Below are 13,713 nucleotides of genomic sequence, written 5' to 3' on the forward strand. Positions count from 1 at the left end.
GATTTTATTACATTTAAACTAAAATTATTTGTAATTTAATCATTTTGGAGAAATTTATGAATATAAAAACCCCTTTTTTAACAGTTGATGGAATTATTAAGATTTTTGAGGAAGATAAATTTAAAGGAATTGTTCTTATAAAAAGGAAAAATCCTCCTATAGGCTTGGCTCTTCCAGGAGGCTTTGTAGAAGTTGGCGAAAGAGTAGAAGAGGCATTGATAAGAGAGATGAAAGAAGAAACCTCTTTAGATGTTACAATAGAAAGACTGTTAGGAGTATATAGTGATCCAAAAAGAGATCCGAGGTTTCATACAGCTTCATGTGTATTTATTTGCAATGCAAAAGGCATACCAAAAGGTGGAGATGATGCAAAAGAGGCCTATATTTATAAATTAGAAGAGATTGAATATGATTTAATGGTTTTTGATCATGCAAAAATATTAAAAGATTTTCTGGAAAAATTATGAGAATATTATTAAAAGAAGCATCTGTAAAATATGAAGAGAAAAAATCAAAATTTATCTCTTATATTATTAATTTTGAAAAATTTGAGAAATTTTTAAACGAACTTCAAAAAGAGCATCCAAAAGCAAACCATATTGTTTGGGCTTATAGATATTTAGATAAAAATCAAATTATTGAAAATCAAAGTGATGATGGTGAGCCAAAGGGTAGTGCAGGAAAACCAACATTGCATATACTAAAAAAGCAAAATATTATAAATAGTGCAATCATAACAGTACGATATTTTGGTGGGATAAAACTTGGAGTAAATGGATTGGTTAAAGCTTATACAAAATCGGCAACTCTTGCTTTATCAAAAGCAGAGTTTGGTATATATAAAGAGTATAAAAATATATCATTTTCTATAAATTACAAAGATTTTTCAAAATTTGAGTATTTTTTAAAAAAATTTGATGCAAAATTTGTAAAAAAAGAGTTTTTATCCGATAATATTGAAGTTATAGTTCAAATAGAGAATAAAAAAGAACATCTGTTTGAAAAAAATATCAAAAATTTTATTCAAAAGTAGATGAATGAAAGTTAAAAATTTAGTAGTTAAAAGAAATGATAATATATCTATATTAGATTTTTATGAAATAGAAGAGTTTAAAAATTATAAATCAGTACTTGTGCAAGTATTTTCTGCAGTTGAAGATAAAGATTTTTTACAGCTTTATTTAAATAAATTAAAATCATTTATACCAAAAGCGAAAATTATAGGGACTTCTTGTAGTGAATTTATTAATAATAAGATTGAAGATAATGGTATTTTGTTTTCTATAATAGGTTTTGAAAAAAGTGAAGTAAATATTTTTTTAGAAAATGATAAAAATCTAAACTCTTATGAAATAGGTAAGAGTATTGCAAAAAAATTATCTTCAAAAACAGAAATTCTCATAACATTTTCAGAATCTAAGTCAATAAATGGTGACCTATATTTAGATGGGATAAAAGCTGTAAGAGATAATATTCATATCGCAGGCGGTATTGCATCAACAAAAAGTTTTAAAAATACCTTTGTTATTTATGATACGCAAATTTTATATAATGGAGTAGTCGCTGCAGAATTTTTTGGTGAAAATCTTAAATTTTATAATGATTATCTTCTTGGCTGGGAGCATTTTGGAAAAGAGTTTACTGTTACTTCAGCAGATGGCAAAAATCTTATTGCAATTGATGGAAAATCGCCAAAAAAAATTTTTGAGCACTATTTGGGAAAAGAGGTTGCAGATCATATTCCAGGTGTTGGCTCTGCATTTAGTTTTATTATTAAAAGAGGTGAAGATTTTATACCAAGAGGAATTATTGATGTAAAAGATGAAAAGTTTGTTTTAGCTGGTGAGATAAAAGTTGGGGATAAAATATATCTAGCATATGCCAATCCATATTCAATCATTAATCAAAAGAATTTTTCTAAAAATTTTTGTGAAAAAATAGGTAAACCAGAAGTAATATTTAATTATTACTGTTTAGGAAGAAAACTTTATCTACCACAAGAGGTTATAAATCATGAGATGCAAGCTATTAACAGATATGCTCCAGTTTCTGGTTTTTTAACTCTTGGTGAATTTTTTGCTACAGACTCTCAATGTATAAATCTAAATTTTAGCACCAGCATAATTGCATTAAGCGAAGGAGAGAAAAATGATTGCAAAGAGAAAAATTTTCATATAGAGATTCCAGATTTTAATATATTTAATTTAATAACCCAGGGGCTATTTAGAATGATAGAGACAAGAAGCAAAGAATTAGAAGAACTTGCATATTATGATCAATTAACCAATCTTCCAAATAGAAGATATCTAAATGAAAAGATAATAAAAGATATTAAATTTTGCAAAGAAAAAGGGAAAAAATTAGCAGTTCTTTATATAGATCTTGATAAATTTAAAAATATTAATGATACATTAGGCCATTTTTATGGTGATGAAATTCTAAAAAAAGTAGGAAAAGAGTTAAAAGAGATTGCATTCAAAAATGAAGCTTTTATTGCAAGATTTGGTGGTGATGAATTTATTATGCTTATAAAAATAGATAATCACCATTTTGAAAAAGTTATAAAAACTATAAATAGTATTATTGATTTTTGTAAGAAACCAATAAATATTAAAAATAAAACTTTTACTTTAGGTACAAGTGTTGGAGTGTCTCTTTATCCTAATGACGGGATTGATGTTCAAGATCTTATTAAAAATGCAGATATAGCTATGTATCAGGCAAAACTTAAAGGTGGAAATAGGTTTAAATTTTATAATGAATATATGACAAAAAATAGAGTTGATATAATAAAGCTTGAAAATGATTTAAGAGAAGCAATAAAAAATAATCAATTTGTTGTATATTATCAGCCAATTTATAATATTTTAAATAAAAAAATTATTGGTGCAGAAGCTCTTATTAGATGGAAACATCCTAAAAAAGGCATCATTTACCCAGAACAATTTATAGAGTTTGCAGAACAAGAGGGGTATATAGATAATATAACTGAAAAAGTGCTTGAAAAAGTTTTCAATGATTTAAATATTTTAAAAATGAAAAAGAAAAATCTTCCAAAAATAAATATCAATTTTTCTGTCAAAAATATTTTAAATGATCGATTTGTTAAAAAAATAGAGGAGTTTTCAAAAAAATATCAGATCTCTCCTAAATATATAAGTATAGAAGTTACAGAAACATCATTAGTAAAAAATATTGATAAATGTGTAAAAACATTAAAAAAGCTAAAAGATTTAGGAATAGATATCTCTATTGATGATTTTGGGACAGGATACTCTTCTTTAAATTATTTAAAAACTTTACCTATAACCTCGCTAAAAATTGATAAAAGTTTTATTTCTGAGATTCCTTATGAGAAAAACGATATAGTTATCGTAGAAACAATACTTGCTTTGGCAGATGCATTAAATTTAAATGTTGTTGCAGAAGGGATTGAAACAAAAGAACAAGAAGAGTTTTTAATAAAAAGTAAAAGTTATTCTGGTCAAGGTTATCTATATAAAAGGCCAATGAGATTTAATGAGTTTGAAAAGATTTTATAAAAAAGATTGTTAAAAGTGGCGGAGCCGACGGGACTCGAACCCGCGACCTCCGGCGTGACAGGCCGGCATTCTAACCAGCTGAACTACGGCTCCAGGAGATTTATGGTGGTCGCTAGTGGACTCGAACCACTGACCACTTGCTTGTAAGGCAAGCGCTCTACCAACTGAGCTAAGCGACCTCAATGTGGCGACCCCTAGGGGATTTGAACCCCTGTGACCACCGTGAAAGGGTGGCATCCTTGGCCACTAGATGAAGGGGTCATAGTCTAAAAAAGCCTTTAGCTAAAATATTAATCTTAGCTAAAGGCTTGAGTGGTGACCCGTGTTGGATTCGAACCAACGGCCCTCTCCTTAAAAGGGAGATGCTCTACCAGCTGAGCTAACGGGTCAAAGGCGCTTTTTAGGCGCTTTCGTTTGCAAATGTGAGTGAAATTATAAGCAAAAAAATTTCATTTGTCAATACTTTTTTTAAAAAAAATCAAAAATTTTAAAAAAGCTCATTTTTTGCAATATCAAAAAGAAGTTTTACTGCATACATTGCAGCTTGATATTGGATATAGTTTCTATCTCCTTCAAAATGCATTGTTTTAATAATCTCTTTTTCATTACTTTTTGCTCCAATTACAACTGTCCCAACAGGTTTAGTAGGAGTAGCTCCACCAGGTCCAGCTATTCCGCTTATTGCCATAGCAAAATCACTTTCGCTAACCTTTAATGCACCTTTTAACATTCCAGTAACTGTCTCTTTGCTTACAGCACCAAATTCATTTAAAATTTCTGGCTTAACACCTAGCCAAGAGCTTTTTATTTCATTTGCATATGTAACAAGTGAGCCTTTGAAAATTGATGAGCTTCCAGGTACTTTTGTAAGCATTGAAGCAAGAAGACCTCCAGTGCAACTTTCTGCAAAAGTTACTGTTTTATGAATAGCACTTAATCTCTCTATTAGGTATTCAAAAATATTTTCTGCTACTACAATATTTTCCGGGAGTAAAAGTTTTGCATTTTGAACAAACATAGCAAGATCACCAAATTTTGAATTTATTGCAACAACTTTTATCCACTCTTTTGTAAGATATGTAAAAGTAAGATTTATATCATAAGTATTTGCTAGATTTGAAAGTTTATCTTTTGCTTCATTTATGTCTATATTAAAAATGTTTAACACTGCATATTCAAATTTGGTTTCTAAAAAAATTGAAGGTAACTTATCAATCTCTTTTATTTTTATAACATTTACATTTTTTTCATTTTCACTAATTAAAAAGCTATTTTTTTCATATTTAGAAGATTTTGAAGGAACTAAAATATCATCCTTTGCAATTAATATATCATCAAACAGAGTTGCAACTATTTTACTAACAGTTGCAAAAGAGGTTTGAGATGTTGCAATTAATAAATTATCATATTTTTTAAAATTTTCGCTTATTTCTAAAAAAAGATTTTTATCATTTTCGCTTATATTTATATGAGCATCAATTTTTCCAACTTTTTTACAAGCCTCTCTTTTTAAATACTCTATAAAAGGTTCATTTATTTTTATATCTTTTCCTACTATTATCAATATGTTTTTCATAGCTATCCTTTAAATCTTTTAGCATTTTTAATTATATCCAAATCTCAGCACTTCTTAATTACATTTTTTGTAAAATAAAGTTGCTTTTTATAGTTAAAAAGGTTGGGTAGTTGAGTTGATGAGTGGGTAAGTGGGTAAAAAACTTAATAATTTTAACCACTCAACAATTCAATTTTTTTAACCACTCAACCACTCAACTTTTTTAACCACTCAACTTTTTTAAAAGGAAATATATGGATTATAAAGATACTCTTCTTTTGCCAAAAACTACTTTTCCTATGAGAGGAAATCTACCACAAAATGAGCCAAAAAGATATAAAAACTGGTTTGAAAAAGATGTTTATAAAAAAATGATAAAAAATAGAGAAGGAAGAGCTTTATTTACTCTTCATGATGGCCCTCCATATGCAAATGGTCATATTCATATAGGTCATGCGCTCAATAAAATTTTAAAAGATATGATTGTAAAATTTAACTATTTTAGTGGATATGCTATAAGATTTACTCCTGGATGGGATTGCCATGGTCTTCCTATTGAGCAACAAATTGAAAAAAAACTTGGAACCAAAAAGAAAGAGACTCTTCCAAAAACAAAAATAAGAGAATTGTGTCGTGAGCATGCAAAAAAATTTGTTGATATTCAAAAAGATGAGTTTAAATCTTTAGGTGTAGTTGCAGATTGGGATAAGCCATATTTGACTATGGATTTTGTATTTGAGGCAAATATTTATAGAACTTTATGTAATATTGCAAAAAAAGGGCTTTTGGTAGAGAGAAATAAGCCAGTTTATTGGAGTTGGGCAGCTAAAACAGCTTTAGCTGAAGCAGAAGTAGAGTATGAGGATAAAGTATCTCCATCAATTTATGTAGCATTTAAGTTAAAAGATGATGCTTTAGAAAAAATAGGTGAGAATGAGGCTTATATAGTCATATGGACAACTACTCCATGGACTCTGCCTGCAAATGTTGCTGTTGCCATAAATCCAGAAGAGAAATATGTTTTAACATCTGATAAAAAAATTGTTGCGAAAAAGCTTTATGAAACATTAAAAGACAAGGGTGTTGTAAAAGGTGAAATTAAAAAAGAGATCGATCCAAAAATTTTAGAAAATACCCATGCAATTAATCCTTTAAATAACAGAGATTCAAAAATTATTCTAGGCGAGCATGTAACTATGGATACAGGATCTGGTGCTGTGCATACAGCTCCTGGGCATGGTGAGGATGACTATAAGATAGGATTAAAATATAATCTTCCAATTATTATGCCTGTAGATGATGAGGGAAGATTTGATGAGACTGTTGTAAGAGAAAAACTTCTTCCAAATCCTAAAGAGTTTGTTGGGGTTAATGTATTTGATGCAAATGATAAAATAATAGAGCTTTTAGGAGATGCCCTTTTATTAAAAGAGGATATTAAGCACTCTTATCCTCACTGCTGGAGAACACATAAGCCAGTTATTTTTAGAGCAACTAAGCAGTGGTTTATAGCAGTTGATAAAAATCCAGATGGTGAAGAGAAGAGTTTAAGAGAGATTGCTTTAAGTGAGATTGAAAAGACAAATTTTTATCCAGAGTGGGGAAGAAATAGATTAAAAAGTATGGTAGAAAACAGACCAGATTGGTGTATTTCAAGACAAAGAGATTGGGGAGTTCCAATAGCATTTTTTAGAAATAAAAAAACTGGTGAAGTTATCTTAGATGAAAAAGTTTTAAACTATATTGCTATGATTTTTGAAAAGTTTGGTGCAGATGCCTGGTATAGTATGGATATAAAAGATCTTTTATATCCAGGAAGTGGTTTAAACCCAGATGATTTAAAAAAAGTAAATGATATCTTAGATGTTTGGTTTGATAGTGGATCAACTTGGTATGCAGTTTTAAAAAGCAAAAGATATGATGCTGGAAATTATCCAGCTGATCTTTATCTTGAAGGAAGCGATCAGCATAGAGGTTGGTTTCAAAGTTCCCTTCTTGTTAGCTCAGCAATAGAACATAAAGCTCCATTTAAATCAATTCTCACTCATGGATTTACAGTTGATGAAAAGGGTGAGAAGATGAGCAAATCCAAAGGAAATGTTGTTGCTCCTCAAGATGTTGCTAAAAAGTTTGGTGTTGAGATACTTAGACTTTGGGTTGCAATGAGTGAATATAAGAGTGATTTAAAAATAAGCGAAAATATTTTAAAACAGATTGCTGAACAGTATAGAAAACTTAGAAATACTTTTAGATTTATGCTTGCAAATATAAATGATTTAGAAGAGATTAATACTCAATTTAAAATTTTAGATAGATGGATTTTACAAAAAGCAAAAAAAATTTTAGATGAGGTAGAAGAGAATTTTAAAAATTATGAATTTTCAAAAGGCTTTAATATTTTAAACCATTTTATTGTAAATGAATTTAGTGGAATATATCTTGATGTTTGTAAAGATAGACTCTATTGTGATGCTTTAAATGATCCTCATAGACGTGCTAGCCAAAGTGCTATGGCATTAATAGCAAGATCGCTTCTTACATTAATTGCACCAGTTTTAACATATACAGCAGATGAGATAGTTGAACATGCTCCAGAAATTTTAAAAGGTGAAAATGAAGATATTTTTGATTTTGAGCATAAAAAACTTGAAAGTATTGAGAGTGATTTTAATGAAGAGTATATGTTAGAAGCAAGAAGAAAATTTAATGAGATTGTTGATAACTTAAAAAAAGAAAAAGTAATAAAAAGCTCACTAGAGCTTGTTTTAGAAACAGATTCAAATATTGTTTTAGATATAGATGAGACTGAGAGAGAGGATTGGTTTATTGTAAGTGGGGTATTTGAAAAGATAGATACCCAAGAGCTTGGTGAGTTTGAAGTTGAAAAAGATAAATTTATTATAAAAAGAGCAAAACTTTATAAATGTCCAAGATGTTGGAAATATAAAGCTAAAGAAGAAGGTGCACTTTGTGAGAGATGCCAAAAGGTTTTAAATGGATCTTAGTAAACCTGTACCAATTGAAGCAATTTTTTATGCGATAGCTTTTTTTGTTATTATAACAGTAATTGGTATTTTTTTTGTTAATAATTTGAGGAGGAAAAATTGATTACCCTAAAAGAGGCTTTAAAATTAAAAAATGAAGAGATAGAGGATTTTAAAAAAGATCTTTTAAAAAAAATAGATGAAAAAAAAGAGTTAAATGCTTATATTGATGTTAAAGATTATGGTAAGGGAATTCCTATAGCTATAAAAGATAATATTCAAGTAGACGGCTGGGAGATAACATGTGCGAGCAAAATTTTAAAAGGTTATATTGCTCCATATAATGCTACAGTAATTAATAAAATTCTAAATGCAGGTCTTAGTCCATTTGGTAGAACAAATATGGATGAATTTGCTATGGGAAGTTCTACTGAGAGTAGCTGTTATGGTAAGACTATTAATCCAAAAGATTTTACTAGAGTTCCTGGTGGAAGCAGTGGTGGAAGTGCAGCAGTTGTTGCAGCTGGTATTGCAATTGCTGCTCTTGGTAGCGATACGGGAGGAAGTATCAGACAGCCAGCAGCATTTTGTGGATGTGTTGGTATGAAGCCGACATATGGAAGAGTAAGCAGATATGGTCTTGCTGCATATGGAAGTAGTTTAGACCAAATTGGTCCAATAACACAAAATGTTGAAGATGCGGCAATTTTATATGATATTATTTCTGGATATGATGAAAAAGATAGTACAAGTGCAAATATAGAATATAAAAAAGTATCAACAAACTTAAATCCAGACAGAAAACTTAAAATAGGTGTTGTTCCAAATTACATAAAAGATGCAAGTAACTCTATTCAAAAAGCTTATGAAAAGGCAATTGAAGCATTAAAAAAAGAGGGTCATGAGATAGTTGAAGTTAATTTAATGGATGCAAAATATGATATTGCCGCTTATTATATTACTGCAATGGCTGAAGCAAGTACAAATTTAAGCAGATATGATGGTGTTAGATATGGATATAGAGCAGAGGCTAAAAATTTAAAAGAGATGTATTCTAAAACTAGAAGTGAGGGTTTTGGCGAAGAGGTTAAAAGAAGAATTTTACTTGGAACATTTGTTTTAAGTAGCGGATATTATGATGCTTACTATATTAAAGCCCAAAAAGTTAGACATTTAATAAAAGATGAATACAAAAAAGTTTTTGAAGATGTTGATTTGATTTTGAGTCCTGTGGCTCCAGATATTGCCTTTAAATTTGGAAGTAAAAAGACACCTCTTGAGATGTATTTAAGTGATGTTTATACAATTGGTGTAAATCTTGCAGGGCTTCCAGCAATTAGTTTACCAGTTGATGAGAGTGAAGGGTTGCCAGTAGGGCTTCAGTTAATAGGAAAGCATTTTGATGAGCAGACAGTTTTTGACGGAGCTTTGAGTCTGGAAAGAGCATTGAAGTAAAAGAGTTAGAGAGTGATAAGTAGAATAAAAGAGGAGAAAAAATGAGAATAAGAAAAAGAGCTTTAACATTTGAAGATGTGCTTTTGGTTCCTAAGCATTCAAATGTTCTTCCAAAAGAGGTAGATATTTCAACAAGACTTACAAGAAATGTAACATTAAATATTCCTTTAGTTTCAGCTGCTATGGATACAGTTACAGAACATAGAGCTGCTATTGCTATGGCAAGACTTGGAGGTATTGGAATAATTCATAAAAATATGGATATTGAGTCTCAAGTTTTAGAGATAAAAAGAGTTAAAAAGAGTGAAAGCGGAATTATAATTGATCCAATTTACGTACATCCAGATGCTACATTACAAGATGCTGAGAGACTAATGAGCGAATATAAAATCAGTGGTGTTCCTGTGGTAGATGAACATAAAAAACTGCTTGGAATTTTAACAAATAGAGATTTAAGATTTGAAAAGGATTACTCTAAAAAAGTTGGCGAAGTAATGACAAAAATGCCTCTAATTACGGCAAAACCTGGAACAACTTTAGAAGAGGCAACAGAGATTATGCATAAACATAAAATCGAAAAGCTTCCAATAGTTGATGATGAAGGATATCTAAAAGGACTTATTACAATAAAAGATATTAAAAAGAAGATAGAGTATCCTAATGCAAATAAAGATGATTATGGAAGGCTTAGAGTTGGTGCTGCAATTGGAGTTAACCAATTAGATAGAGCTAAAGCTTTAGTTGAAGCAGGTGTTGATGTTTTGGTTTTAGATAGTGCTCATGGACATTCTCAAGGCATTATTGATACTTTAAAAGCGATAAAAGATGAGCTTGTTGTTGATGTTATTGCTGGAAATGTTGCTACAGCTGAAGCCACTGCTGATTTAATTGAAGCTGGAGCAGATGGTGTAAAAGTTGGAATAGGACCTGGCAGTATATGTACTACAAGAATTGTTGCTGGAGTTGGAGTTCCTCAAATTAGTGCAATTGATGAGTGTGCACAGGTGGCAGCTGAGTATGATGTTCCAATAATTGCAGATGGTGGTATAAAATATTCAGGTGATGTAGCAAAAGCTTTAGCTGTTGGAGCAAGCTCAGTTATGATAGGAAGTCTGCTTGCTGGAACAGAAGAGAGTCCTGGTGAAGTTATAATGTATCAAGGAAGACAGTATAAAACATATCGTGGAATGGGAAGCATTGGTGCTATGACAAAAGGAAGTACAGATAGATATTTTCAAGAGGGAACAGCTGCTGATAAATTAGTTCCTGAAGGAATTGAAGGTATGGTTCCATATCGTGGAAAAATTTCAAATGTTGTTCATCAATTGATAGGTGGTCTTAGAAGCTCAATGGGATATGTAGGCGCAAAAGATATAAAAGCATTTCAAGAAAGAGCTGAATTTGTTGAAATAACAAGTGCAGGATTAAAAGAGTCTCATGTTCATGATGTAACTATTACAAAAGAGGCTCCAAACTATCATGTATAAACCCTTTTGGGTTTATACTTTAAATAATTATCTCTTCTTAAAATTTAATACTCCTATAAATAATAATTTGTTATATTTAACCTCCATTGATTTATAAAAAAAATTAATAAAAGAAAAATTATGAAAAAACTATTTGAAGAGTTTCAAACTTTTATAGTACAACAAAGTGCCGATAAAGATGGTCCATTATCTCCACCTATAATAAACTCTGCTGCTTTTTCATATGGTAATCCAGAAAGTGCAGAAAAGATATTTTCGGGAGAGATAAACAGGCCTTTATATTCTAGAATAGCAAATCCAACAAACTCAAAACTTGAAAATTTGATAAGTTATATAGATAAAGGTGCAGGAAGTGTTGTCACTTCAAGTGGTATGGGTGCAATATCACTAGCTATTATGAGTTTTTTAAAAAGTGGAGATGAAATTATAAGTATTGGCGGGCTTTTTGGAGGAACATACTCTTTTTTTAGTGAAACAATTAAAAGATTTGGAATAGATGTAAAATTTATAGATGCAGATGAAGATATAGAAAAATTTATTACAGAAAATACAAAAATTATATTTACTGAAAGTGTTTCAAATCCAAATTTAGATATTGCAGATTTTTTAAAAATTGAAAAAATTTGCAAAAAAAATAAAATTTTATTTATTGTAGATAACACATTAACACCACTTTTATTTAATCCTTTTGATTTTGGAGCAGATTTAATAATCTATTCAACTACAAAAATAATAAGTGGGCATTCTCAGGCCCTTGGCGGTGCTGTTGTTTATAGAGAAATTGATAGCAATGATAAACTTTTTGAAAGATTTGATTTTTTAAAAAATATTTATGAGAAAAAAGGAAAAAATGCTTTATTGTATGCTTTGAAAAAAAGAGCAATGAGAGATTTTGGTATGAGTGAAAGTGCATTTAATAGCTATTTAACAATTTTAGGATTGCAAACATTGCCTCTTAGAATTCAAAGAGTAAATGAGAGTACTAAATATTTAGTAGAAACTCTTTATGAAAATGGTTTTAAAATTTCACATCCTCAATTAAAAAATAGTAATTATCATCAAAGATATGAAAAATATTTTCCAAATGGTGTAGGAGGAGTATTTTCTATAGATTTTGAAACAAAAGATAAAGCTTTTAATTTTTTAAAAAACTCAAAACTACTTTTTCTTACAGCAAATCTTGGAGATAGTAGAACATTAGCTCTTCATATGAATAGTACCATTTATAGAGATTTTTCAAAAAATGATAAAAAGTTTTTGAAAATAACTGAGGGACTTGTTAGAATATCTGTTGGACTTGAAGATCCACAAATTTTAATTGAAGATTTTTTAAAAGCAGCAAAAGGATAAACAATGAAAAAAGAGACGATTGCACTTCATGCAGGTTATACAAAAGATGAACAAAAAACAATGGCAGTACCAATCTATATGACAACTGCATACGCTTTTGATAGTGTTGAACATGCCGCTAATCTATTTGCCTTGAAAGAGATAGGAAATATTTATACTAGAATAGGAAACCCAACAACAGATGTTTTTGAAAAAAGATTTGCAGCTTTAGAGGGTGGTGTGGCTGCGCTTGCCACATCAAGTGGAATGGCAGCAATTAATTATTCTGTTTTAAATGTTTGTGAAAGCGGTGATAATATTATTGCAGCAAATCAGTTATATGGTGGGACTGTAACGCTTTTTACTCATACATTAAAAAGGCTTGGTATTGAAGCAAGAATGTTTGATGTTCACAGTCCTGAAAAAATTGAAGAACTTATTGATAAAAATACAAAATTGATATTTTTTGAAAGCATTACAAATCCAAGCATAGATGTGCCGGATTTTGAAAAAATAGTAAAAATTGCAAATAAACATAATATATTAACAGTTGTTGATAATACTGTTGCAACTCCAATTTTATGCAATCCTATAGAGTATGGTGTTGATATAGTTGTTCATAGTACAAGTAAATATACTACTGGTCAAGGTCTTGCTCTTGGTGGAATTATTGTTGAGGCTGAATTTGCAAAAGAGAAGATAAAAGAAAATCCAAGATATAAAATGTTTAATGAACCAGATGCAAGCTATCATGGTCTAATTTATATTGATACACCTTTTCCGCCATTTGTTTTGAGAGCAAGATTGTCTCTTCTAAGAGATATGGGAAGTGCTCCAAGTCCTTTTAATAGTTGGCTATTTATTCAAGGATTGGAGCATTTAAGCCTTAGAATAAAACAGCATAGTCAAAGTGCTTTGACTATTGCTAAATGGCTAAAAAATCATCCAAAAGTAAAAAAAGTTAATTATCCACTATTAGAAGGTGATAAAAATTATGAAAATGCAAAAAAATATCTAAAAGGTGGTGCAAGTGGGCTTTTGAGCTTTGAAGTAGAAAGTTTTGAAGAGGCTAAAAAAATTGCAGATAGTGTAAAAATTTTTAGTAGAGTTGTAAATATAGGAGATAGCAAATCAATTATAACCCACCCAGCTTCAACAACTCATCAACAATTAAGCCATGAAGAGTTAATTGCAGCTGGTGTTAGTGAAGGATTGATAAGGCTTAGTATTGGACTTGAAGCTGTAGAAGATTTGATAGAGGATTTAAAATCTGCTTTGGGTAAATGTTAAAAAAGCAGCTTGAATTAGAAAGTAAAAAAATAGTTATTGGTATATTGGTTATTAGTTATTGGTAAAAATTA

General features: G+C 30.0%; 9 protein-coding genes and 4 tRNA genes. 8 read left to right on the forward strand and 5 right to left on the reverse strand.

What is annotated here, in order from left to right; translation table 11 throughout:
* The first annotated feature begins 56 nt into the window (after positions 1-56).
* From QML81_RS05980 to QML81_RS05990, 3 genes are read left to right on the forward strand one after another with little or no spacing between them, the layout of a single operon-like run.
* On the forward strand, positions 57-467 hold the full coding sequence (locus QML81_RS05980; protein WP_281950510.1) for an NUDIX domain-containing protein: 411 nt from the start codon (positions 57-59) through the stop codon (positions 465-467).
* Entirely contained in the window at positions 464-1,033 is a 570-nt protein-coding gene (locus QML81_RS05985; protein ID WP_281950511.1) for a YigZ family protein, read from the forward strand. Before QML81_RS05980 ends, QML81_RS05985 begins: the two co-directional genes overlap by 4 nt.
* A gap of 4 nt (positions 1,034-1,037) precedes the next feature.
* Entirely contained in the window at positions 1,038-3,542 is a 2,505-nt protein-coding gene (locus tag QML81_RS05990) for a bifunctional diguanylate cyclase/phosphodiesterase (protein WP_281950512.1), read from the forward strand.
* A 16-nt stretch (positions 3,543-3,558) separates the two neighbouring features.
* On the opposite strand, the gene QML81_RS05995 is transcribed toward QML81_RS05990, so the two are convergent.
* The 5 genes from QML81_RS05995 to QML81_RS06015 all read right to left on the reverse strand — a co-directional run bounded on the left by QML81_RS05995 (position 3,559) and on the right by QML81_RS06015 (position 5,118).
* Positions 3,559-3,635, reverse strand: a tRNA-Asp gene (locus QML81_RS05995).
* 10 nt (positions 3,636-3,645) lie between these two features.
* Positions 3,646-3,721: transfer RNA gene (locus QML81_RS06000), tRNA-Val, on the reverse strand.
* A gap of 6 nt (positions 3,722-3,727) precedes the next feature.
* Positions 3,728-3,803, reverse strand: a tRNA-Glu gene (locus QML81_RS06005).
* A 52-nt stretch (positions 3,804-3,855) separates the two neighbouring features.
* Positions 3,856-3,931 (reverse strand) — tRNA-Lys (locus tag QML81_RS06010).
* Between the two features lie 98 nt (positions 3,932-4,029).
* On the reverse strand, positions 4,030-5,118 hold the full coding sequence (locus QML81_RS06015; protein WP_281950513.1) for a CinA family protein: 1,089 nt from the start codon (positions 5,116-5,118) through the stop codon (positions 4,030-4,032).
* 233 nt (positions 5,119-5,351) lie between these two features.
* Here QML81_RS06015 and ileS point away from each other — a divergent pair, with 233 nt between their 5' ends.
* The 5 genes from ileS (at position 5,352) to QML81_RS06040 (ending at position 13,642) form a co-directional block, all read left to right on the forward strand.
* Positions 5,352-8,102, forward strand: a complete 2,751-nt coding sequence (gene ileS, locus QML81_RS06020; RefSeq protein ID WP_281950514.1) for an isoleucine--tRNA ligase — start codon at positions 5,352-5,354, stop codon at positions 8,100-8,102.
* A gap of 99 nt (positions 8,103-8,201) precedes the next feature.
* Positions 8,202-9,536, forward strand: a complete 1,335-nt coding sequence (gene gatA, locus QML81_RS06025; RefSeq protein WP_281950515.1) for an Asp-tRNA(Asn)/Glu-tRNA(Gln) amidotransferase subunit GatA — start codon at positions 8,202-8,204, stop codon at positions 9,534-9,536.
* Positions 9,537-9,577: 41 nt separating this feature from the next.
* The gene (gene guaB, locus QML81_RS06030; protein ID WP_281950516.1) at positions 9,578-11,023 is read left to right on the forward strand and encodes an IMP dehydrogenase; all 1,446 of its coding nucleotides are present in this window, start codon (positions 9,578-9,580) and stop codon (positions 11,021-11,023) included.
* 120 nt (positions 11,024-11,143) lie between these two features.
* Positions 11,144-12,373, forward strand: a complete 1,230-nt coding sequence (locus QML81_RS06035) for an aminotransferase class I/II-fold pyridoxal phosphate-dependent enzyme (protein ID WP_281950517.1) — start codon at positions 11,144-11,146, stop codon at positions 12,371-12,373.
* Between the two features lie 3 nt (positions 12,374-12,376).
* The gene (locus QML81_RS06040) at positions 12,377-13,642 is read left to right on the forward strand and encodes an O-acetylhomoserine aminocarboxypropyltransferase/cysteine synthase family protein (protein WP_281950518.1); all 1,266 of its coding nucleotides are present in this window, start codon (positions 12,377-12,379) and stop codon (positions 13,640-13,642) included.
* Positions 13,643-13,713 lie beyond the last annotated feature (71 nt).

The sequence above is a fragment of the Nitrosophilus kaiyonis genome (genome assembly GCF_027943725.1).
Lineage (GTDB): Bacteria > Campylobacterota > Campylobacteria > Campylobacterales > Nitratiruptoraceae > Nitrosophilus_A > Nitrosophilus_A kaiyonis.